The 23,003-nt window shown below is 61.5% G+C and carries 19 protein-coding genes; 14 read left to right on the top strand and 5 right to left on the bottom strand.

Going from position 1 to position 23,003, the window contains the following annotated elements; genetic code table 11:
* Positions 1–26 precede the first annotated feature (26 nt).
* Positions 27–443: a YbaN family protein gene (locus tag MJ643_RS18325; RefSeq protein ID WP_024086358.1), complete on the top strand. Its 417-nt coding sequence runs from the start codon at positions 27–29 to the stop codon at positions 441–443.
* Here MJ643_RS18325 and arcD (MJ643_RS18320) read toward each other — a convergent pair.
* On the bottom strand, positions 423–1,850 hold the full coding sequence (gene arcD / locus MJ643_RS18320; protein ID WP_208209685.1) for an arginine-ornithine antiporter: 1,428 nt from the start codon (positions 1,848–1,850) through the stop codon (positions 423–425). The genes MJ643_RS18325 and arcD (MJ643_RS18320) overlap by 21 nt on opposite strands.
* 436 nt (positions 1,851–2,286) lie before the next feature.
* Here arcD (MJ643_RS18320) and arcD (MJ643_RS18315) point away from each other — a divergent pair, with 436 nt between their 5' ends.
* The 7 genes from arcD (MJ643_RS18315) (at position 2,287) to gltS (ending at position 10,834) form a co-directional block, all read left to right on the top strand.
* Complete coding sequence (gene arcD, locus MJ643_RS18315; protein ID WP_024086357.1) at positions 2,287–3,714, top strand: arginine-ornithine antiporter; 1,428 nt, start codon at positions 2,287–2,289, stop codon at positions 3,712–3,714.
* A 33-nt stretch (positions 3,715–3,747) separates the two neighbouring features.
* Positions 3,748–5,001 (top strand): arginine deiminase, encoded by a 1,254-nt coding sequence (gene arcA, locus MJ643_RS18310; protein WP_003257954.1) that lies wholly within the window; start codon positions 3,748–3,750, stop codon positions 4,999–5,001.
* 69 nt (positions 5,002–5,070) lie between these two features.
* The gene (locus tag MJ643_RS18305; RefSeq protein ID WP_013971112.1) at positions 5,071–6,081 is read left to right on the top strand and encodes an ornithine carbamoyltransferase; all 1,011 of its coding nucleotides are present in this window, start codon (positions 5,071–5,073) and stop codon (positions 6,079–6,081) included.
* A 95-nt stretch (positions 6,082–6,176) separates the two neighbouring features.
* Positions 6,177–7,106 (top strand): carbamate kinase, encoded by a 930-nt coding sequence (gene arcC, locus MJ643_RS18300; RefSeq protein ID WP_003257953.1) that lies wholly within the window; start codon positions 6,177–6,179, stop codon positions 7,104–7,106.
* A 55-nt stretch (positions 7,107–7,161) separates the two neighbouring features.
* The gene (locus tag MJ643_RS18295; RefSeq protein WP_013971111.1) at positions 7,162–7,530 is read left to right on the top strand and encodes a DUF5064 family protein; all 369 of its coding nucleotides are present in this window, start codon (positions 7,162–7,164) and stop codon (positions 7,528–7,530) included.
* A gap of 83 nt (positions 7,531–7,613) precedes the next feature.
* Positions 7,614–9,122, top strand: coding sequence for a sigma-54-dependent transcriptional regulator (locus MJ643_RS18290; RefSeq protein WP_024086356.1), 1,509 nt, complete (start codon positions 7,614–7,616; stop codon positions 9,120–9,122).
* A gap of 512 nt (positions 9,123–9,634) precedes the next feature.
* A complete protein-coding gene (gene gltS / locus MJ643_RS18285; protein ID WP_024086355.1) occupies positions 9,635–10,834 on the top strand; it encodes a sodium/glutamate symporter in 1,200 nt (399 codons plus the stop codon).
* On the opposite strand, the gene MJ643_RS18280 is transcribed toward gltS, so the two are convergent.
* The 4 genes from MJ643_RS18280 to MJ643_RS18265 all read right to left on the bottom strand — a co-directional run bounded on the left by MJ643_RS18280 (position 10,831) and on the right by MJ643_RS18265 (position 15,225).
* Positions 10,831–11,463, bottom strand: coding sequence for a response regulator transcription factor (locus tag MJ643_RS18280; RefSeq protein ID WP_024086354.1), 633 nt, complete (start codon positions 11,461–11,463; stop codon positions 10,831–10,833). The genes gltS and MJ643_RS18280 overlap by 4 nt on opposite strands.
* A gap of 32 nt (positions 11,464–11,495) precedes the next feature.
* On the bottom strand, positions 11,496–12,842 hold the full coding sequence (locus MJ643_RS18275; RefSeq protein ID WP_024086353.1) for a cache domain-containing protein: 1,347 nt from the start codon (positions 12,840–12,842) through the stop codon (positions 11,496–11,498).
* 108 nt (positions 12,843–12,950) lie between these two features.
* Positions 12,951–13,154 carry a YbdD/YjiX family protein gene (locus tag MJ643_RS18270; RefSeq protein WP_003257949.1) on the bottom strand — a complete coding sequence of 68 codons (204 nt, stop codon included), beginning with the start codon at positions 13,152–13,154 and terminating at the stop codon, positions 12,951–12,953.
* Positions 13,155–13,167: 13 nt separating this feature from the next.
* Entirely contained in the window at positions 13,168–15,225 is a 2,058-nt protein-coding gene (locus MJ643_RS18265; protein WP_024086352.1) for a carbon starvation CstA family protein, read from the bottom strand.
* Positions 15,226–15,697: 472 nt separating this feature from the next.
* Here MJ643_RS18265 and gcvH point away from each other — a divergent pair, with 472 nt between their 5' ends.
* From gcvH to MJ643_RS18235, 6 genes are all read left to right on the top strand, one after another.
* Positions 15,698–16,081 (top strand): glycine cleavage system protein GcvH, encoded by a 384-nt coding sequence (gcvH, locus tag MJ643_RS18260; protein ID WP_024086351.1) that lies wholly within the window; start codon positions 15,698–15,700, stop codon positions 16,079–16,081.
* Positions 16,082–16,092: 11 nt separating this feature from the next.
* Positions 16,093–18,948, top strand: coding sequence for an aminomethyl-transferring glycine dehydrogenase (gcvP, locus tag MJ643_RS18255; RefSeq protein WP_024086350.1), 2,856 nt, complete (start codon positions 16,093–16,095; stop codon positions 18,946–18,948).
* A 152-nt stretch (positions 18,949–19,100) separates the two neighbouring features.
* Positions 19,101–20,477 carry an L-serine ammonia-lyase gene (locus MJ643_RS18250; protein WP_024086349.1) on the top strand — a complete coding sequence of 459 codons (1,377 nt, stop codon included), beginning with the start codon at positions 19,101–19,103 and terminating at the stop codon, positions 20,475–20,477.
* A gap of 27 nt (positions 20,478–20,504) precedes the next feature.
* Entirely contained in the window at positions 20,505–21,626 is a 1,122-nt protein-coding gene (gcvT, locus tag MJ643_RS18245; protein ID WP_024086348.1) for a glycine cleavage system aminomethyltransferase GcvT, read from the top strand.
* Positions 21,627–21,982: 356 nt separating this feature from the next.
* Entirely contained in the window at positions 21,983–22,195 is a 213-nt protein-coding gene (locus MJ643_RS18240) for a cold-shock protein (RefSeq protein ID WP_003257941.1), read from the top strand.
* A 91-nt stretch (positions 22,196–22,286) separates the two neighbouring features.
* Positions 22,287–22,775, top strand: a complete 489-nt coding sequence (locus tag MJ643_RS18235; protein ID WP_015269077.1) for an RDD family protein — start codon at positions 22,287–22,289, stop codon at positions 22,773–22,775.
* The last annotated feature ends 228 nt before the right edge of the window (positions 22,776–23,003 follow it).

The raw sequence follows: 23,003 nt of genomic DNA, 5'->3' as shown, positions 1-23,003 counted from the left end.
CCGAACCGCTTCCATGCAGTGAGACCATGACCCGACCCGCCCGTTCGAAACTCGCCCGCCTGCTGTATGCGACCTTGGCTTACGTGAGCCTGGGCGTGGGCCTGGTCGCGATCGTCATTCCCGGCCTGCCGACCACCGAATTCATCCTGCTGGCTGCCTGGGCGGCCACACGCAGTTCGCCGCGCCTGTCTGCCTGGCTGGAAAACCACCGGTTGTTCGGGCCGATCTTGCACAACTGGCGCAATGGCAAGGTGATCCAGCGCCGGGCCAAGGTCAGCGCGACCCTCAGCATGCTGCTGTGCGCGGGCCTGATGCTGACGCTTCTGGAACACCGCTGGCCGGTGTTCCTGGCCATTGCCGGCATGACCCTGGGCAACCTGTGGATCTGGTCCCGCCCCGAGCACGCCCCCTGCCCTGCCCCGTCACAAGCTCAGCAGCCCTGAGTACAGGGCATAGGCCGCCAGCGCGGCACCTGCCAGCACAGCAGCGAAAATCAGCTTTTCCCAAGTGGTGAACAAGGTTTTACCCTGCTCATGCTTGGCCCTGGCGAACAGGATCACGCCCGGGGCGTACAGCAGCGCCGACAGCAGCAGGTACTTCAGCCCGCCGGCGTACAACAGCCACACGGCATATACCAGGGCAACCAGCGCCACCAGCAGGTCCTTGCGGCGCAGGGCCGGCTGCTCGTCGTAGGTTTCTGCACGTACCGCCAACAGCACGGCGTAGGCCGCCGACCACAGGTAGGGCACAAGAATCATCGACGAGGCCAGGTAGATCAGGCTGGTATAGGTACCGGCGGAAAACAGCGTGATCAGCAGGAAGCCCCGGATCATGCAGTTGGTCAGCCACAGGGCGTTGGCCGGTACATGGTTGGCGTTTTCCTTGGCCAGGAAACGCGGCATGGTCTTGTCCCGCGCCGTGGCGTAGAGGATCTCGGCACACAGCAACGCCCACGACAGCAGCGCGCCAAGCAGCGAAACCGCCAGGCCGATACTGATCAGCAAGGCGCCCCATGGCCCGACGATATGCTCCAGCACCGAAGCCAGTGACGGGTTCTGCAGCCCGGCCAGTTGCGGCTGGGTCATCACCCCCAGCGACAGCACGTTGACCAGCACCAGCAGCGCCAGCACTCCCAGAAAACCGATCACCGTAGCCTTGCCCACATCCGAGCGGCGCTGGGCGCGCCCGGAATACACACTGGCGCCCTCGATGCCGATGAACACGAACACGGTGACCAGCATCATGTTGCGCACCTGCTCCAGCACGCTGCCGAACTGCGGGTTGCTCAGGCCCCAGATGTCACGTGTGAAGATATCGGCGCGGAAGGCGAACGCGGCGATCACCACGAAAATCAGCAACGGCACCACCTTGGCCACGGTGGTCACCTGGTTGATGAACGCCGCTTCCTTGATGCCGCGCAGCACCAGGAAATGCACCGCCCACAGCAGCAGCGAGGCGCAACCGATGGCGATTGGCGTGTTGCCCTCGCCGAATACCGGGAAGTAGAAACCCAGGGTGCTGAACAGCAGCACGAAGTAGCCGACGTTGCCCAGCCAGGCACTGATCCAGTAGCCCCAGGCCGAGGAAAAACCCATGTACTCGCCAAAGCCGGCCTTGGCGTACGCGTACACTCCCGAGTCCAGCTCCGGTTTGCGGTTGGCCAGGGTCTGGAATACGAAAGCCAGGGCCAACATGCCGACTGCGGTGATACCCCAACCGATCAGCACAGCCCCCACATCGGCACGCGCCGCCATGTTCTGCGGCAACGAGAAGATCCCGCCTCCAATCATCGAGCCGACCACCAACGCGATCAGCGCGCCCAGGCGCAGCTTCTGTCCCGGTTCGCTCATGAGCCTTCCTTTTTTTTGCGCACTGTCACGGGCTTGAAACAGCCATGCGGTCCATATAAGTGTTGCTACTTATAATGATCCTGACCAATGAAGCTATAGCACTAATAACTGCTTTGTCTATGCCAGCTTTTGAGTAAAAACTAGCAGCTCCGGAGCAACTAGAAAAGAATCCGATAAAACTCGAAATTCTTGTGAAAAATTTGCGAAAGCGGCAAAAACGGCTAGCGTCAAGCATCGCAGGCTGAACAGAGCGTTTGCTCTAGATGGACATGGAGGTGCCAGCATGCAAGGCCTGCAGCATAAGTTGTCGGCACTCTCCAGGAGCTTCGTGAAGGAATTTTCCTACTTCACGTCGCCATGAACTGACCCAAGTCAGCGAATGGCAGCGGCGTCGGATTTACTCTGTCGTCAACTTTCTCCTGGCAGGAGTTGTTAAATGTCTGATTCATCCGGAAAACTAAAGCTCGGCGCGTTAGTTGCACTTGTCGTCGGTTCGATGATTGGTGGCGGTATCTTCTCGCTGCCGCAAAACATGGCTGCCAGCGCAGGGGTTGGCGCTGTACTGATCGGCTGGGCGATCACCGCGGTCGGCATGCTGACCCTGGCGTTCGTGTTCCAGACCCTGGCCAACCGCAAGCCTGACCTGGATGGCGGGGTGTATGCCTACGCCAAGGCCGGTTTTGGCGACTACATGGGCTTCTCCTCGGCCTGGGGCTACTGGATCAGTGCCTGGCTGGGCAACGTCGGCTACTTCGTGCTGCTGTTCAGTACCCTGGGCTACTTCTTCCCGATCTTCGGCGAAGGCAACACCCCGGCCGCCATCATCGGCGCATCAGTGCTGCTGTGGGCCGTGCATTTCCTGGTGCTGCGCGGCATCAAGGAAGCAGCATTCATCAACCTGGTCACCACCGTGGCCAAGGTGGTGCCGCTGCTGCTGTTCGCCCTGATCTGCCTGTTCGCCTTCAAGCTCGACATCTTCACCGCCGACATCTGGGCGGTAGGTACGCCAGAGCTGGGCAGCGTGATGAACCAGGTGCGCAACATGATGCTGGTCACCGTGTGGGTGTTCATCGGCATCGAGGGTGCGAGCATCTTCTCGTCGCGGGCGGAAAAACGCTCTGACGTGGGCAAGGCCACGGTCATCGGCTTCGTCACCGTGCTGCTGTTCCTGGTGCTGGTCAACGTGCTGTCGCTGGGCATCATGACCCAACCAGAACTGGCCAAGCTGCAGAACCCGTCGATGGCTGCCGTACTGGAGCATGTGGTCGGCCACTGGGGCGCGGTACTGATCAGCGTCGGCCTGATCATCTCGCTGCTCGGGGCCCTGCTGTCGTGGGTGCTGCTGTGCGCCGAGATCATGTTCGCCGCCGCCAAGGACCATACCATGCCGGAGTTCCTGCGCCGCGAGAATGCCAACCAGGTACCGGCCAACGCCCTGTGGCTGACCAACGCCATGGTGCAGATCTTCCTGGTGATCACGCTGTTTTCCAGCAGTACCTACCTGTCGCTGATCTACCTGGCCACCTCGATGATCCTGGTGCCCTACCTGTGGTCGGCCGCCTATGCCTTCCTGCTGGCTCTGCGTAGCGAAACCTACGAGCAGGCCCTGGCCGAACGGCAGAAGGACCTGGTGATCGGTGGTATCGCCCTGTTGTACGCCGTCTGGCTGCTGTACGCCGGTGGCGTGAAATACCTGCTGCTCTCGGCCCTGCTCTACGCACCTGGCGCGATCCTGTTCGCCAAGGCCAAGCGTGAGGTTGGCCAACCTGTCTTCACCAACGTGGAAAAACTGATCTTCGCAGCCGTGGTCATCGGTGCCCTGGTGGCAGCCTTTGGCCTGTACGACGGCTTCCTGACCCTTTGACCCACGTCTTCGTTCAACTGGAGGAATGAAATCATGTCCGCTGAAAAACAGAAGTACGGTGTCCACTCCGAAGCCGGCAAACTGCGCAAAGTGATGGTTTGCTCGCCGGGCCTGGCGCACAAGCGCCTGACGCCGAGCAACTGTGACGAGCTGCTGTTCGACGACGTGATCTGGGTCGACCAGGCCAAGCGTGACCATTTCGACTTTGTCACCAAGATGCGCGAGCGTGGCGTGGATGTGCTGGAGATGCACAACCTGCTGACCGACATCGTCCAGCAACCCGAAGCACTGAAGTGGATCCTCGATCGCAAGATCACCTCCGACACCGTCGGTGTCGGCCTGACCAATGAAGTGCGAAGCTGGCTCGAAGGCCTCGAGCCACGCCATCTGGCCGAGTTCCTGATCGGCGGCGTGGCAGGCCAGGACTTGCCGGAAAGCGAAGGCGCCAGCGTGGTCAAGATGTACAACGACTACCTGGGCCACTCCAGCTTCATCCTGCCACCGTTGCCCAACACCCAGTTCACCCGCGACACCACCTGCTGGATCTATGGCGGCGTCACGCTCAACCCGATGTACTGGCCGGCGCGCCGCCAGGAAACCCTGTTGACCACCGCCATCTACAAGTTCCACAAGGAGTTCACCGGCGCCGACTTCCAGGTGTGGTACGGCGACCCGGACAAGGACCACGGCAACGCTACCCTCGAAGGCGGTGACGTGATGCCGATCGGCAAAGGCATCGTGCTGATCGGCATGGGCGAGCGCACCTCGCGCCAGGCCATCGGCCAGTTGGCGCAAAACCTGTTCGCCAAGGGCGCGGTGGAAAAAGTCATCGTCGCCGGCCTGCCAAAATCCCGTGCTGCCATGCACCTGGACACCGTGTTCAGCTTCTGCGACCGCGACCTGGTCACGGTCTTCCCGGAAGTGGTGAAAGAGATCGTGCCGTTCATCATCCGCCCGGACGAAAGCAAGCCTTACGGCATGGACGTGCGCCGCGAGAACAAGTCGTTCATCGAGGTGGTGGGCGAGCAGCTTGGCGTCAAGCTGCGCGTGGTCGAAACCGGTGGCAACAGCTTTGCCGCCGAGCGCGAACAGTGGGATGACGGCAACAACGTGGTGGCCATGGAACCGGGCGTGGTCATTGGCTACGACCGCAACACCTACACCAATACCCTGCTACGCAAAGCCGGGATCGAGGTCATCACCATCAGTGCCGGCGAACTGGGCCGGGGCCGGGGTGGCGGCCACTGCATGACCTGCCCGATCGTGCGCGACCCGATCGACTACTAACGACCATTACCCCCGGCCGCCCTCATAAAGCGGCGGCCGGTGCGTTCACCAAACTCAAGGAGAAAAGTCATGGCGTTCAATATTCACAACCGCAACCTGCTCAGTCTGGAACACCATACCACCCGTGAGCTGCGCTACCTGCTGGACCTGTCCCGCGACCTCAAGCGTGCCAAGTACACCGGCACCGAGCAGCAGCACCTGAAAGGCAACAACATCGCGCTGATCTTCGAAAAAACCTCTACCCGTACCCGCTGCGCCTTCGAAGTGGCCGCCTATGACCAGGGCGCCAATGTCACCTACATCGACCCGACCTCCTCGCAGATCGGCCACAAGGAAAGCATGAAGGACACTGCCCGCGTGCTCGGGCGCATGTACGACGCCATCGAGTACCGGGGCTTCAAGCAGGAAATCGTCGAAGAGCTGGCCAAGTTCGCCGGCGTTCCGGTGTTCAACGGCCTGACCGACGAATACCACCCAACCCAGATGATCGCCGACGTGCTGACCATGCGTGAGCACAGCGACAAGCCCCTGCACGACATCAGCTACGCCTACCTGGGCGACGCCCGCAACAACATGGGCAACTCGCTGCTGCTGATCGGCGCCAAGCTTGGCATGGACGTACGCATCGCCGCGCCCAAGGCGCTGTGGCCGCATGACGACCTGGTCGAACGTTGCCACAAGTACGCCGAGGAAAGCGGCGCACGCATCACCCTCACTGAAGACCCGGTTGCCGCGGTCAAGGGTGTGGACTTCGTGCACACCGACGTGTGGGTATCGATGGGTGAGCCGATCGAAGCCTGGGGTGAGCGCATCAAGCTGCTCAAGCCGTATCAGGTGAATGCACAGCTGATGAAGTCCACCGGCAACCCGCGGACCAAGTTCATGCACTGCCTGCCGGCGTTCCACAACTCCGAAACCAAGGTAGGCAAACAGATCGCCGAACAGTACCCGGACCTGGCCAACGGTATCGAAGTGACCGACGACGTCTTCGAATCGCCGGCCTGCATCGCCTTCGAGCAGGCGGAAAACCGCATGCACACGATCAAGGCGATCCTGGTGTCGACACTGGCTGACCTGTAAAGGCTGACTCGGCAAGCCGGGCAACCCGCTCCCACAAGGGGGCGGCGATACCGGTCGAGAGCAGCGCTCCCTTCTTTCGTTAAAGGACATTCCCCATGCGTATCGTTGTTGCATTGGGCGGCAACGCCCTGCTGCGTCGCGGCGAGCCCATGACCGCTGACAACCAGCGGGCCAATATTCGCACCGCCACCGAACAGATCGCCAAGATCCACCCAGGCAACGAGCTTGTCATCGCCCACGGCAACGGCCCGCAAGTTGGCCTGCTATCGCTGCAGGGCCTGTCCTACAAGCCCGACGAGGCCTACCCGCTGGACGTGCTGGGGGCCGAGACCGAGGGCATGATCGGCTACATGATCGAACAGGAACTGGGCAACTTGCTGGCCTTCGAAGTGCCGTTCGCCACCCTGCTGACCCAGGTCGAAGTGGACGCCAACGACCCCGCTTTCAAGGACCCGACCAAGTTCATCGGCCCGGTCTATGGCAAGGAAGAGGCCGAGCGCCTGGCCAAGGAAAAGGGTTGGGTGGTCAAGGCCGACGGCGACAAGTACCGCCGAGTGGTGGCCAGCCCGAAACCCAAACGCATCTTCGAGATCCGCCCGATCAAGTGGCTGCTGGAAAAGAGCAGCATCGTGATTTGCGCCGGTGGCGGCGGCATCCCCACCATGTACGATGAGAACCGCAAGCTCAAGGGCATCGAGGCGGTGATCGACAAGGACCTGTGCTCGGCCCTGCTGGCAGAGCAGCTGGACGCCGACCTACTGATCATTGCCACCGACGTCGATGCGGCCTATGTTGACTGGGGCAAGCCCACACAAAAGGCCATTGCCCAGGCCCACCCCGACGAACTCGAACGCCTTGGCTTCGCCGCTGGCTCCATGGGGCCGAAGGTGCAGGCCGCCTGCGACTTTGCCCGCAACACCGGCAAAGTGGCAGTGATCAGTTCGCTGGAGAACATCGAAGACATCGTCAAAGGCACCGCCGGCACGCGCGTTTCCACCGCGAAGCCGGGGATCAGCTACCGTTGAATGCAGTAGGCGGGCGCCAGCGTCCGCCATTTTCGACCTTCCAAAGGAGCTTGCCATGGCCCAGTACCAACCCGGTCATGTACACATCGAGCGCACCGCGCTGAACCAGAATGACCACAGCTATGACCTGAACATCGAATACGAGGCAGTGTCGGACCCCAAGGAAGGTAGAGGCATCCAGTTCAAGATGCATGGCAGCATCGAAGGCAAGCCAGTGGAAGAAAAGTTCTTCCTGGCCAAGGATCAGGTATTGCCCAGCTTCCTCATGCAACTGAGCCGAAGGGCGCAGTCGTACCTGAAGCCACCGAAGAAATTCGAGAGCCTGAGCTCGCCGCACAAGCTTTATGACCATATGTTCGCGGACATTCGCGAAAAGCTGGATGTGAAATCGGGCGACCCGATCAAGCCTGAACATCTGGAGTGATTTCAAGAACCGGGGCCGCAAAGCGGCCCCGACAATGTTGAGGCATACTACCGCCCTCCCCCAGCCACAACCGCACCCTCCCCATGCGCATCCACGTCAGCTTCATAGACCGCGTCGGCATCACCCAGGAAGTCCTCGCCCTGCTCGGTGCCCGCAACCTCAACCTGGACGCCGTGGAGATGGTACCGCCGAACGTCTACATCGACGCCCCTACCCTCAGCCCCGCCGTACTCGAAGAACTGCACGACGCGCTGTTCGAGGTACATGGCGTGCAATCGGTGGACGTGGTCGACATCCTCCCTGGCCAACGCCGGCACCTGCAGCTCGATGCCCTGCTGGCGGCGATGAGCGACCCGGTGCTGGCCGTGGACAGTGCCGGCAAGGTGCTGCTGGCCAACCCGGCGCTGATCGAACTGTGCGGCCGCGAATCGGCCGGGCGCTCGGTGGGTGAGCTGTTCGGCGACCCGGCGCTGCTGCAGGCCCTGCTGGACAACAACTTCCACCTGCCCATGCGCGAGATGCAGCTCAACGGCCAGAGCCTGTTGCTGGACGCCATGCCAATTACCAACGCCGGTGGCCTGCTTACGCTGTACCCGCCCACGCGCATGGGCGAACGCCTGTCGGCCCTGCACCACGACCATGCCGAAGGCTTCGATGCCTTGCTCGGCGAGTCACCGGCCATCCGCACCCTCAAGGCCCGCGCCCTGCGCGTGGCGGCGCTCGATGCACCGCTGCTGGTGCATGGCGAAACCGGCACCGGCAAAGAACTGGTAGCCCGCGCCTGCCACGCCATCAGCAGCCGCCACGCGGCACCATTCCTGGCCCTGAACTGTGCCGCGCTGCCCGAGAGCCTGGCCGAGAGCGAACTGTTCGGCTACGCCCCCGGGGCCTTCACCGGCGCACAACGGGGCGGCAAGCCCGGGCTGATGGAGCTGGCCAACCAGGGCACGGTATTCCTCGATGAAATCGGCGAGATGTCGCCATACCTGCAGGCCAAGCTGCTGCGCTTTCTCAGCGATGGCAGCTTCCGCCGGGTGGGTGGCGACCGCGAAGTGAAGGTAGATGTACGCATCATCAGCGCCACCCACCGCGACCTGGAGCGCATGGTCGCCGAAGGCAGCTTCCGCGAAGACCTGTTCTACCGCCTGAACGTGCTCAATCTGCAAGTGCCACCGCTGCGCGACCGCGGCCAGGACATCCTGATGCTGGCGCATTTCTTCATGCAGCAGGCCTGCACGCAGATCCAGCGCCCACCCTGCAGGCTGACCCCGGCTACCCATTCGGCACTGCTGGCCAACCCTTGGCCGGGCAATGTGCGCCAGCTGCAGAACGTGATATTCCGCGCCGCAGCCATCTGCGAGGGCAACCTGGTGGATATTGGTGACCTGGACATCGCCGGCACCTCGGTGGCCCGTGGTCAGGACAGCGAAGTGGCCAGCCTGGAACAGGCCGTGAGTGATTTCGAGCGCGAACTGCTGCAACGCCTGTACGCCAGCTACCCGTCCACGCGGCAACTGGCCGGGCGCTTGCAAACTTCACATACCGCCATTGCGCAGCGCCTGCGCAAATATGGAATACCGGGCAAAGCCTGATACCTGTCAGATAGCGTCAACGGGGCTGCTACGCAGCCCATCGCAGGCAAGCCAGCTCCCACAGGTATCGCACACGTGCTGAATTCTGCGCGATACCTGTGGGAGATTGCCCAGCCCTTTTGGGCTGCGCTGTCGCGCAGAGAACAAATATCGCTCGTCTGACGCGTCCTTTGTAGGAGCAGCCTTGTGCTGCGAAGAGGCCGGTACTGACAAAGCCTGTCTGTTGCTTGTACCGGCCTCTTCGCAGCACAAGGCTGCTCCTACAGAACCTCGCTGAACCAATGAGTCATGTGTTGTGCCATGTGAGAGCTGGCTTGCCTGCGATGGGCCGCAAAGCTGCCCCTGATAGTTATTGCAATAATCCGGTTGTTATTCAGGCTTTTCCTACGCCAGTGAAAGATACTCTCCCACGTATGCCTCGTAGAATGGTGACAGTGTATTCCCACCTGTCACCCCACTTGCCCGCCCCATAGCGGGAAGTGGTCCGCTACTGGATATAACGAGAGCACCTGATGTTTGAACTCGATTTTTACGGGACGCTTGTAGCCGCCTCTTTGGTACTGTTATTGGGGCGCGGCCTGGTCGCGCGTATTGGTTTCCTGCGCACTTACAATATTCCGGAACCTGTCGCTGGCGGCCTGGTAGTGGCCTTGGCGTTCCTGGCGTTGCGCAGTTTCGATATCCACGTGCAATTCGATACTTCACTGCAAACTCCTCTGATGCTGGCATTCTTCGCCACCATCGGTTTGAGTGCAGACTTCGCCAGCCTGAAAAAAGGTGGCCGCGTGGTTACCGTGTTCCTGCTGGTGGTAACCGGTTTGCTGCTGGTCCAGAACGCCATGGGCATCGGCCTGGCAACGGCACTGGGCCTCGACCCGCTGATGGGCCTGCTGGCCGGCTCTATTACCTTGTCCGGCGGCCACGGTACAGGCGCCGCGTGGGGGGCCACTTTCACCGAAAAGTTCGGTCTGGCGTCGGCCTCCGAACTGGCAATGGCATCAGCTACCTTCGGCCTGGTACTGGGTGGCCTTATTGGTGGCCCGGTCGCCCGGTTGCTGATCAGACGGGTAACGACACCTGGTATCGAAGAACCAGCACCACAACTGCCCAAGGGTTTCGAACAACCAGACAAAGAACGCTTGATCACGCCGTTTTCATTTATCGAAACATTGGCGCTGATCGCTGTCAGTTTGCTCGCAGGCTCGTTACTTAACGGTATGCTGAAAGGCACTGCGTTTGAACTGCCAACATTCGTTTGCGTGTTGTTTGTGGGCGTGGTGTTGCGAAACGGCCTTTCGGCGCTCGGCTTTTATCAAGTATTCGAACGGGAAGTCTCGGTATTGGGCAATGTGAGTTTGTCGTTATTCCTGGCCATTGCCTTGATGTCGCTCAAGTTGTGGGACCTTTCAGCGCTGGCATTACCATTCTTTGCATTGCTCGCCGCACAGACATTGGTCATGGCACTGTTCGCGATATTCGTCACGTTCCGGGTCATGGGCCGCAACTATGATGCAGCGGTACTGGCTGCCGGGCACTGTGGTTTCGGCCTGGGTGCAACGCCAACGGCAATCGCCAACATGCAAGCGGTGACCCAGCGCTACGGAGCCTCGCGCATTGCCTTCCTGGTGGTGCCGATGGTGGGGGCATTCTTCATCGACATCATCAATGTCATCGTCATCAAGCTGTATCTGGCGTTGCCCTGGATTGCCTAGATCGAGGTCAGGCCATGCTCCAGGGCGTATTTCACGAGTGCCGCAGGGGTATCGATATTGAGCTTGCGCCTGATGCTCAGCCGATAGGTTTCCACTGTACGGACACTGATATCCAGCTCTTGGGCCATTTTCTTGTTGTTGTGCCCCTTGGCGATCATTGACAGCACTTGCAACTCACGGGGCGTCAGCTCGTGCTCGTCCCGGTTGCTCACGGCGAGCTTGCGAGTGATTTCCGAGCTGTAGAAGCTTCCTCCCGCAGCGATGGCCTCGATGGCCGCGATGAGCTCTGCGGAAGGCGCATTCTTCAGCACATAACCTAGCGCTCCGGAACTGATGGAGGTGCGGACGTACTCCTGGTTGTCGTACATGCTCAGCATGAGGATCCTGATATCCGGGTAGCGTTCGCGCAGCTTGCGCGTGAGCTCCAACCCGTTCATGTCCTGAAGCCCTACGTCGACCAGGAGAATGTCCAGTTCAGTAGTCGCTACCAACTCGATTGCCTGGGCTCCTGACTCGGCCTGGCCGACAACCTCGAAGTGCGGGATCGCGCACAGCAGCGCCTTTACGCCGTCACGCACAAGGACGTGGTCGTCGACCAGGGCGATTCTGACCGGATGGGTTACGCTCATGGAGTCCTCGAGGGTTGGCGTGGCAAGGCTGCTCAGCTGATCGTAACCGGTATCTGCACCTGTAGCTCGGTACGGCCGTAAGAGGATGCGATGTTGACGCTACCCGAGTGGTGGTCCACTCGTTCGCGAATGTTCCTCAGGCCGATACCGTGGCACTCGTCTGCTGCGCGGGTGTCGAACCCTACCCCGTTGTCCTCCACACGCAATACGATCATGCCCTGCTGTTGCGTGACGGAAACGATCGCGGCAGTGGCTTTGGCATGACGCTCCACGTTCGCGAGGGCCTCTTGAATGATGCGGAACAGCGTCAACCTGAGGCTGGTATCGATGTCCGCCGCATCCATTCCACATTCGTACTGGGTGTGAATCGAGGTACGTTGCTCGAACTCACGGACATGTTGCTCGATGGCAGGCGACAACCCCAACGTGTCCAGAAGCGAGGGGCGCAGATCATGGGAAATGCGGCGTATCTCACCGATCGCCGCGCCAAGTCTGCAAGTACCTTTGCGCAGGTTTTCCAGGCCCTCGCTCCGGCCGTTGGCCAGTTCGATGGCGGCCAGCTCATACTGGAACTTGATCGACACCAGCTCCTGACTGATCCCGTCATGCAGTTCACGCGAAACCCGCGAGCGCTCCTCCTCCTGCAGGTTCACGATCCGCTGGTTGAGCGTGGAAAGCTTACGGTCCGCCAGGCGATGCTCACTGACGTTCAGCATCAGGCCACCGGTAAAAATCACCAGTACGGCAATCAACGAGAACGAGGCGATCGCCAGAACCGTGGTCAGTACCCCGGTAGCGACCTCTTGCCGGGACTTGCGGGTCGCCACCTCCACATCGTCGATGTATATGCCTGTGCCAAGCATCCAGCCCCAACGGTCCAGCATCACGACATATGACAGTTTCCCGGTAATCTGCCCGGAAGAAGGCTTCTGCCAGTCGTACAACTGGAATCCATCGCCCTCCCTGGCGCTCTTGAGCAGCGCCTGGATGACCGGTAGCCCGTTCTTGTCGGTCAGCGTAATGAGTTGCTTGCCAACCAGCTCGGACTGCCTCGGGTGCATCAGGTTCTTGCCCTGCTGGTCATACACGAAGAAGTAGCCGTCGAGGCCGAAGTTGGCTTGGGACAGGATCTCCAGTGCACGCTGCCGAGTTGCTTCATTATCGGTGCTGCCTTCATACAACGGCGCGATGAGGCTCATCGCCAGGCTTAGGTAGTTTTTCAACTCGGCCTTCTTTGCTGCCATGATGCTGCTTTCAACCAGGCGTGCCTGTTCCTCCTCCAGCTTGCGACTCTGGGCAAACACGAGGACACAGATGAACAGGACCGAAAGGACGAGTGGAAGCACACTGAGAGTGACGATCTTGTGCTTGAGTTGCATGGTCATTTCCAATGCAGGAGCGGGCCGGCAACAGCACTATGCCTGCTGCCGGCCTTCCAATGCGAGAGCACCATGATGAACGTTGCGCCTGCCTGGGCTAGTCAGCGCTCAGCAGCAACGAACTGGGCGTCCCTTCCCGCCACCGTAACGTGCCTCCTGGCGCTCCCGGAAAAACGCCTCGTAGGACATCAGCGGTTTTTCCGGGTGCTTGAGCTGCATGTGCTCCACATAGGCGTCGTAGTCTGGCATGCCGACCAGCATCCGGGCGGCTTGCCCCAGGTACTTACCCATCTTGCTCAGGTCATTGAACATTCCGGGCGCCCCCTCAGACGTCCGGCTGTGGCTGGAACGGTGATTCCTTGTCGGTGCGCTCGGGCATGACCCAGGCACGGCGCCCCACCTTCACGGCAAAGCAAAGAATGCTAAGGACCACCAACAGGAACAATGCTGTCAGCGTCGCGTTGGTATAGGCATTGAACACAACGTGCTGCATTTGCATCAGATCCTTCGCAGGCGCCAGCACCTGGCCTGCAGCGGCAGCATCACTGTACTTCTTGGCAAGCGCCAGGAAGCCCATCGAGGGGTCCTTGTCCAGCAGCTTGATAAGACCGGCCGTAGTGGTGCAGATCAGCAGCCAGACGGCTGGAATCAAGGTAACCCAGACGTATCGCTGACGCTTCATGCGAATAAGCACCACACAGCCGAGCATGAGCGCGATCCCGGCCAGCATCTGGTTGGAGATGCCGAACAGCGGCCACAGGGTGTTGATGCCACCCAGCGGGTCGATCACCCCTTGGTACAGCAGCCAGCCCCACATGGCCACGCAACCTGCGGTAGCGATCAGGTTCGCCGTCCAGGAGTCGGTCTTCTTCAGTGCCGGCACGAAATTGCCGAGCAGATCCTGCAGCATGAAGCGCCCTGCACGGGTGCCGGCATCGACGGCGGTGAGGATGAACAGTGCCTCGAAGAGAATTGCAAAGTGGTACCAGAACGCCATGGTGTTCTCGCCTGGCAGCGCCTGGTGGAGGATCTGGGCAATCCCCACGGCCAAGGTCGGCGCTCCGCCGGCGCGAGCCAGGATGGTGTGCTCGCCAATGTCGGTGGCAGTCTGTTGCAGGATTTCCGGTGTTATGGTGAAACCCCAGCTGCTCACGGTAGCCGCCACGGTCGCGACATCGCCACCCACCACAGCGGCCGGGCTGTTCATGGCGAAGTAGATCCCAGGTTCGATGACCGATGCCGCGACAATGGCCATGATCGCGACGAAGGACTCCATCAGCATCGCGCCGTAGCCGATGTAACGGGCATGACGTTCATTGGCCAACAGCTTGGGTGTGGTACCCGAACTGATCAACGCGTGGAAGCCAGACACCGCGCCGCATGCCACGGTGATGAACAGGAAGGGGAACAGGGCGCCCTTCCAGACCGGGCCCGTACCATCGATGAAGTGGGTAACGGCTGGCATTTTCAGGTCGGGGGCGATGACCAGGATGCCGATTGCCAGGGCGACGATGGTCCCGATCTTGAGGAAGGTCGAAAGGTAGTCCCGTGGCGCCAGGATCAGCCAGACGGGCAGTACCGCGGCAACGAAGCCATAGCCGATGAGCATCCAGGTAATCTGCAACCCGGTGAAGGTGAACGCAGGCCCCCAGACTGGGTCGGCGGCGACCAGTCCACCGCACCAGATGGACGCCAGCAGCAGGACCACGCCGATCACAGAGATCTCACCGATACGCCCTGGGCGCAGGTAGCGCATGTAGACGCCCATGAACACTGCAATCGGCAACGTGGCCATTACCGTGAACATGCCCCAGGGGCTCTCCGCCAGCGCCTTGACCACGATCAGAGACAACACCGCGAGGATGATGATCATGATCAGGAAGGCACCGAACAAGGCAATGGTACCGGGAATGGAACCCATTTCTTCGCGTACCAGTTCGCCCAGGGAGCGACCATTGCGACGGGTGGAGATGAACAGCACCATGAAGTCCTGGACAGCGCCCGCCAGGACCACACCGGCGATCAGCCAGAGTGTTCCGGGCAGGTAGCCCATTTGCGCGGCAAGCACCGGGCCAACCAGAGGGCCCGCGCCGGCAATGGCAGCAAAGTGGTGCCCGAAGAGAATGTGCTTGTTGGTCGGTACGTAGTCCAGGCCGTCGTTGTTGAGTACGGCGGGCGTGGCGCGTGTGGCGTCCAGTTGCATCACCTTGTTGGCGATGAACAGGCTGTAGTAACGGTAGGCAATGAGATAGATGGCGACTGCTGCAGTCACGATCCAGAGGGCGTTGATGGCTTCGCCTCTGCGTAGTGCAAGGGTGCCCAGCGCGAACGCACCAAGCAAGGCAACGGCAAACCAGGCAATTCGGGTAGCCAGTGTGGTCATCGAATTTTCTCCTGTCGCGGGTGGTAAACCTGCGACGGCTTTTGTTGTTGTATGTGTCCGGATAAGGACGGCGACACTTTCGCCATGCCGGGTCCACAAGAAAATTCGCAGTACTACGGGCGCGATCTACGTAGAACTACGTAGAACGGGCATCGCAAGAAGGGCCGCCTGAAGAACTGACGGCTGAAACTCGCGCCCTGCAGGAGGATTGTATTGATTTCAGTACATCGTATTGAAATCAATACACACCCATACAGATTCGGCAGTGCAAGGGTTTGATCCCCAAACCCTTTTCCATCCCCCTGCCGCTGTAGCGTTTTCATTCCAAAAGAATGACAAACTGAATACGAAAAATAATTAACATATTGATTTATAACGATTTTTAACGATTGGCCGCATTTTTGCTAAGGGAATCCCAACCCCAAGAGCGCGGAGCCACTGCGCCTAACGCCCTGCTTCCCGAGGATTCCCCATGAGCGAGTTGCGTTTCACTGAAGATCACGAATGGCTGCGCGTCGAAGCCGATGGCAGCATTACCGTGGGCATCACCGCCTACGCCCAGAATGCCCTTGGCGATGTGGTTTTCGTGCAACTGCCAGAGTTGCAGCAGTATGAGAAAGGCAGCGAAGCGTCCACCGTCGAGTCGGTCAAGGCCGCCAGCGGTGTGTACATGCCCCTGACCGGCGAAGTGGTCCAGATCAACGACCAGCTCGAAGACAGGCCGGAACTGGTCAACGAAGACCCGATGGGCGAAGGCTGGTTCTTCCGCTTCATTCCCGCCGACGCCAGCGCCGTGGCCGCCCTGCTCGACCAGGACGCCTACGACCGCCTGATCAAAGCCAACGACGACGCCTGAGGAACCCCGCCATGACCATCAACCTCGGCACCGCCAACGAATTCATCGCCCGCCACATCGGCCCGCGCGCCGCTGACGAGCAAGCCATGCTGGCCGCCCTCGGCTTCGACTCGCTGGAAGCCATGACCGCCGCGGTCATTCCCGACAGCATCAAAGGCACCAGCGTGCTCGGCTCACACAACGGCCAGAGCGAAGCCGACGCGCTTGCCGCGCTCAAGGCCATCGCCGGCAAGAACCAGCTGTTCAAGAGCTACATCGGCCAGGGCTACTACAACACCCACACTCCGGCACCGATCCTGCGCAACCTGCTGGAAAACCCGGCCTGGTACACCGCCTATACCCCGTACCAGCCAGAAATTTCCCAGGGCCGCCTGGAAGCGCTGCTGAACTTCCAGACCCTGATCAGCGACCTGACCGGCCTGCCGATCGCCAACGCCTCCCTGCTCGACGAAGCCACCGCTGCGGCCGAGGCCATGACCTTCTGCAAGCGCCTGTCGAAGAACAAGGCCAGCCACGCCTTCTTCGCCTCCGTGCACTGCCACCCGCAAACCCTCGACGTGCTGCGCACCCGTGCCGAGCCGCTGGGCATCGAGATCGTGGTCGGCGACGAGCGCGAGCTGGGCGATGTCAGCGCTTTCTTCGGCGCCCTGCTGCAGTACCCGGCCAGCAACGGTGAAGTGTTCGACTACCGCGAAGTGGTCGAGCGCCTCCACGCCGCCAACGCCCTGGTCGCCGTTGCTGCCGACCTGCTGGCCCTGACCCTGCTGACCCCGCCGGGCGAGTTTGGCGCCGACGTGGCCATCGGCAGCGCCCAGCGCTTCGGTGTGCCGCTGGGCTTTGGTGGCCCGCACGCGGCCTACTTCTCCACCCGTGACGCATTCAAGCGCGACATGCCAGGCCGCCTGGTCGGCGTGTCGATCGACCGCTTCGGCAAGACCGCCCTGCGCCTGGCCATGCAGACCCGCGAACAGCACATCCGCCGCGAAAAGGCCACCAGCAACATCTGCACCGCCCAGGTGCTGCTGGCCAACATCGCCAGCATGTTCGCCGTGTACCACGGCCCGGCCGGCCTCAAGCGCATCGCCGAACGTACCCATGCCCTGACCGCGATCCTGGCCGCCGGCCTGAAGACGCTGGGCGTGCAGGTAGTGGGCGCCAGCGCCTTCGACACCCTGACCCTGGCCACCGGCAGCGCCACTGCCAGCCTCCATGACAAGGCCCGCGCCCAGGGCATCAACCTGCGCCAGATCGACGCCACCCACGTGGGCCTGTCGCTGGACGAAACCACTAGCCAGGCCGATGTCGAGACCCTGTGGCAACTGATCGGTGGCGACCAGGCCCAGCCGGACTTCAACGCGCTGGCCGCCAGCACCGGCTCGCTGCTGCCTGCCGCCTTGCTGCGCCAGTCGGCCATCCTCTCGCACCCGGTATTCAACCGCTACCACAGCGAAACCGAGCTGATGCGCTACCTGCGCCGCCTTGCCGACAAGGACCTGGCGCTGGACCGCAGCATGATCCCGCTGGGCTCGTGCACCATGAAGCTGAACGCCGCCAGCGAAATGATCCCGGTCACCTGGGCCGAGTTCGGCAACCTGCACCCGTTCGCCCCGGCCGAGCAGAGCCAGGGCTACCTGCAGATGACCACCGAGCTGGAAGCCATGCTCTGCGCCGCCACCGGCTACGACGCCGTGTCGCTGCAGCCCAACGCCGGTTCCCAGGGCGAGTACGCAGGCCTGCTGGCCATCCGCGCCTACCACCGCAGCCGTGGCGAAGGCCACCGCGACATCTGCCTGATCCCGTCGTCGGCCCACGGCACCAACCCGGCAACCGCGCACATGGCCGGCATGCGCGTGGTGGTCACCGCCTGTGATGCCCGCGGCAACGTCGATGTCGAGGACCTGCGCGCCAAGGCGATCGAGCACCGCGAGCGCCTGGCCGCGATCATGATCACCTACCCGTCGACCCACGGCGTGTTCGAGGAAGCGATCGGCGAAATCTGCGCGATCATTCACGACAACGGTGGCCAGGTGTACATCGACGGCGCCAACATGAACGCCATGGTCGGCCTGTGCGCCCCGGGCAAGTTCGGCGGCGACGTTTCCCACCTGAACCTGCACAAGACCTTCTGCATCCCGCACGGCGGTGGCGGCCCGGGCGTCGGCCCGATCGGCGTCAAGTCGCACCTGGCGCCGTTCCTGCCCGGCCACGCGCAGCTGGAAAACACCGAGGGCGCGGTTTGTGCCGCGCCGTTCGGCAGCGCCAGCATCCTGCCGATCACCTGGATGTACATCCGCATGATGGGCGGTGCCGGCCTCAAGCGTGCCTCGCAGATGGCAATCCTCAACGCCAACTACATCGCCCGTCGCCTGGAAGAGCACTATCCTGTTCTGTATACCGGCGGCAATGGCCTGGTGGCCCACGAGTGCATCCTCGACCTGCGCCCGCTGAAGGACACCAGCGGTATCAGCGTCGACGACGTGGCCAAGCGCCTGATCGACTTTGGCTTCCACGCCCCGACCATGTCCTTCCCGGTGGCGGGCACGCTGATGATCGAACCGACCGAAAGCGAGTCCAAGGAAGAACTGGACCGCTTCTGCGACGCGATGATCCAGATCCGCGAAGAAATTCGCGCGGTCGAGAACGGTAGCCTGGACAAGGACGACAACCCGCTGAAGAACGCCCCGCACACTGCGGCCGAGCTGGTTGGCGAATGGGCCCATGGCTACAGCCGCGAGCAGGCGGTGTACCCGCTGCCAAGCCTGGTGGAAGGCAAGTACTGGCCGCCGGTCGGCCGGGTCGACAACGTGTTCGGCGACCGCAACCTGGTGTGCGCCTGCCCGTCGATCGAGAGTTATCAGGACGCCTGATAGCCCTCGGGCCCACCACCTGACTCAAGGTGTGGTCCGCTGTGGGAGCGGGCGTGCCCGCGAATGCGATGTTGGCTTCAACCACGCATTCGCGGGCACGCCCGTTCCCACAGAGTTCACCGTTTGCCCAATATCCTGGCTGGAGGTCCACCATGTCTTTGAGCGTCTTCGACCTGTTCAAGATCGGCATCGGCCCCTCCAGCTCGCACACGGTCGGCCCGATGCGCGCCGCCGCGCGCTTCGCCGAAGGGCTGCGTCGTGATGGCCTGCTTGCCGGCACGGTCAGCGTCAAGGCCGAACTGTATGGCTCGCTCGGCGCCACCGGCAAGGGCCACGGCAGCGACAAGGCCGTGCTGCTGGGCCTTGAAGGCGAACACCCCGACGTCATCGACACCGACACCATCCCTGCCCGCCTGCAGGCCATCCGCGACAGCGGTCGGCTGAACCTGCTCGGCGAGCACAGCATCGCGTTCATCGAAAAGCAGCACCTGGCGATGATCCGCAAGCCGCTGGACTATCACCCCAACGGCATGATCTTCCGCGCCTTCGACGAGGCCGGCCTGCAAATCCGCAGCCGCGAGTACTACTCGGTGGGCGGCGGTTTCGTGGTCGACCAGGACGCTGCCGGCCACGACCGCATCGTCGAGGACAGCACACCGCTGACCTACCCGTTCAAGACCGCCAAGGAGCTGCTCGGTCATTGCACCGGGCAAAACCTGTCGATCAGCCAGGTAATGCTGGCCAACGAGGCGGCTTGGCGCCCCGAGGCGGAAACCCGTGCCGGGCTGTTGCGCATCTGGCAGGTGATGCAGGACTGTGTCGAAGCCGGTTGCCAGCATGAAGGCATCCTGCCGGGCGGGCTCAAGGTCAAGCGCCGGGCACCGGCGTTGTACCGCCAGCTGAGCCGCAACCCTGAAGCCAGCCTGCGCGATGCCCTGTCGGTGCTCGACTGGGTCAACCTCTATGCACTGGCAGTGAACGAGGAGAACGCCTACGGCGGGCGCGTGGTCACCGCGCCGACCAACGGCGCGGCGGGCATTGTCCCGGCGGTGCTGCATTACTACATGCGCTTCGTACCGGGAGCCAACGAGGACGGGGTGGTGCGGTTTCTGCTCACCGCCGCGGCCATCGGCATCCTGTACAAGGAAAACGCCTCCATCTCCGGTGCCGAAGTAGGCTGCCAGGGCGAGGTCGGCGTGGCCTGTTCGATGGCCGCCGGGGCGCTGTGCGAGGTGATGGGTGGCAGCGTGCAACAGGTGGAAAACGCTGCCGAAATCGGCATGGAACACAACCTGGGCCTGACCTGCGACCCGATTGGCGGGCTGGTCCAGGTGCCTTGCATCGAGCGCAACGCCATGGGCTCGGTGAAGGCGATCAACGCGGTGCGCATGGCCTTGCGCGGCGACGGGCAGCACTACGTGTCGCTCGACAAGGTCATCCGCACCATGCGCCAGACCGGCGCCGACATGAAAAGCAAATACAAAGAGACCGCCCGTGGCGGCCTGGCCGTCAACATCATCGAATGTTGACCCGACAACAACAGCAAGGAGTCACCGATGTCCGAAACACTGCTCAAGACCCCACTGCACGCCCTGCACCTGGAACTGGGTGCGCGCATGGTGCCGTTCGCCGGCTATGACATGCCGGTGCAGTACCCGTTGGGCGTGCTCAAGGAACACCTGCACACACGCGAGCAGGCCGGCCTGTTCGATGTCTCGCACATGGGCCAGATCACCCTGCGCGGCAGCGATGCCGCCAAGGCCCTGGAAAGCCTGGTGCCGGTGGATATCATCGACCTGCCGGTGGGCATGCAGCGCTATGCCATGTTCACCAATGAGCAAGGCGGCATCCTCGATGACTTGATGGTTGCCAACCTGGGCGACGACACGCTGTTCCTTGTGGTCAACGCCGCCTGCAAGGATCAGGACCTGGCCCACCTGCAAGCGCACATCGGCAGCCGTTGCGAGGTACAGCCACTGTTCGAGCAGCGCGCCCTGCTGGCCTTGCAAGGCCCGGCGGCAGTCAAGGTGCTGGAACGCCTGGCCCCGGAAGTGGCCGGCATGACCTTCATGCAGTTCCGCCCGGTGAAACTGCTGGGTGAAGACTGCTTCGTCAGCCGCTCAGGCTACACCGGCGAAGACGGCTACGAAATTTCGGTACCGGCGCATGCCGCCGAAGCCCTGGCCCGCCGCCTGCTGGCAGAGCCCGAAGTGCAACCGATCGGTCTGGGTGCGCGTGACTCGCTGCGCCTGGAAGCCGGCCTGTGCCTGTATGGCCACGACATGAATACCGAAACCACGCCGGTGGAAGCCAGCCTGCTGTGGGCTATTTCCAAGGTTCGCCGTGCCGATGGCGCGCGTGCCGCCGGCTTCCCGGGTGCCGAAGCCATCTTCGCCCATCAGCGAGATGGTGTGGCGCGCAAACGTGTGGGCCTGTTGCCGCAGGAGCGTACCCCAGTACGTGAAGGCGCGGATATTGTCGATGCAAACGATAAACCTGTAGGCAAAGTGTGCAGCGGCGGCTTTGGCCCGACACTCGGTGCTCCTGTAGCAATGGGTTATATCGATAGTGAACATACCGCTATCGACACCCCACTGTTTGCCGTGGTGCGTGGCAAGAAGGTTGCCTTGAAGGTCAGCAAAATGCCTTTTGTGGCACAACGTTACTACCGGGGCTGAAGCCGTTTTGTGAAGGTTACGGGCAGGTTCGACATATTCGTTTTCGAACCTGTCCAATAACTTTTGAACATGGCGCCAGGCCAGGCGCCATGCCGTTTCCGACAAATCGGTCGGTTATCGGCAAACGGCCGATTTTCCATACGACCAAGGGCTTGTTTTTCGCTCGGGAGTTGGCGTAGAGTCACTGCACTGTGTTTGCATGGGTCGCAACAGTTCGTGACCTGGGCCAGTAGCCGCAATCTGCTACAACCCGTTCGACGTCTCTTACTTTCCTGCAACCCAGCCCAGTAATCTTTTGCTTCCTTTATTGCAAAAGAAACTGTCATCAAAATTCAAGCTTCATAGGAAATAAGACAATGGCTGAGCGTCAGAACGGTACCGTCAAGTGGTTCAATGACGAAAAAGGTTACGGCTTCATCACCCCAGAAAGCGGTCCGGATCTGTTCGTGCACTTCCGCGCTATCGAAGGTAACGGCTTCAAGAGCCTGAAAGAAGGCCAGAAGGTCACCTTCGAAGCAGTCCAGGGCCAGAAAGGCATGCAGGCTGACAAAGTTCAGGTCGCCGGCTAAGCCGAACCCGACTTCGAGAAAAGCCCCTGCCAAGTGCAGGGGCTTTTTTTTGCCCGTAGAATAGCGGCTTCGTCTTCTGGAGCCGTTTTGCATGTCCAAGCCTCTGCTCACACCCCAGGGTGATTTTCCTCCGGTCGGCCTGGGCCGGCGCCTGGCGGCAATGTTCTACGACTTCCTGCTGTGCACGGCGTTGCTGATCGTGACCGCAGGTGCCTACAAGATGATCCAGATGGCGATCATCGGCGAAGCCCGCATGCGCGAGCTGACCGAGGCTGGCGCTCTGGACGGCGACCCGCTGCTGTCGACGGTGCTGCTGTTCGTCCTTTTCGGTTTCTTTGCCAAGTTCTGGACCCATGGCGGGCAGACCCTGGGCATGCAGGTGTGGGGCGTGCGGGTACAGAACGCCGATGGCACGGCCATCAGCCTGTGGCAGGCGCTGCTGCGCTTCGTGGTGTCGATTGCCTCGTGGCTGTGCCTGGGGCTGGGTTTTTTCTGGGCGTTGATCGACAAGCGCCAGAGGGGCTGGCATGACATCTATTCGGAAAGCCAGCTGGTGCGGGTGCCTAAGCAGAAGAGATAAGTACAAGCTTCAGGGCAACCAATGTACCTGTAGGAGCAGCCTTGTGCTGCGAAGAGGCCATCACTGGCAACGAGAGTGTTTTGCCAGACCGGCCCTTTCGCAGCACAAGGCTGCTCCTACAAGTTCGCCGCAAGCCTACAGCTATTGGTCAAGCAGCAAAAAGCCGACCCCGAGGTTAATGCCAGTCAGTTAAGCTGACTGGCATTTTCATTTTCGGGTCGGATATTT

Origin of the sequence: Pseudomonas sp. PNPG3 (assembly GCF_023093815.1) — a bacterium.
Taxonomy (GTDB): Bacteria; Pseudomonadota; Gammaproteobacteria; order Pseudomonadales; family Pseudomonadaceae; genus Aquipseudomonas; species Aquipseudomonas asiatica.
Note: the sequence above shows the minus strand (reverse complement) of the source record. Positions and strands in the feature narration are given on the sequence as shown.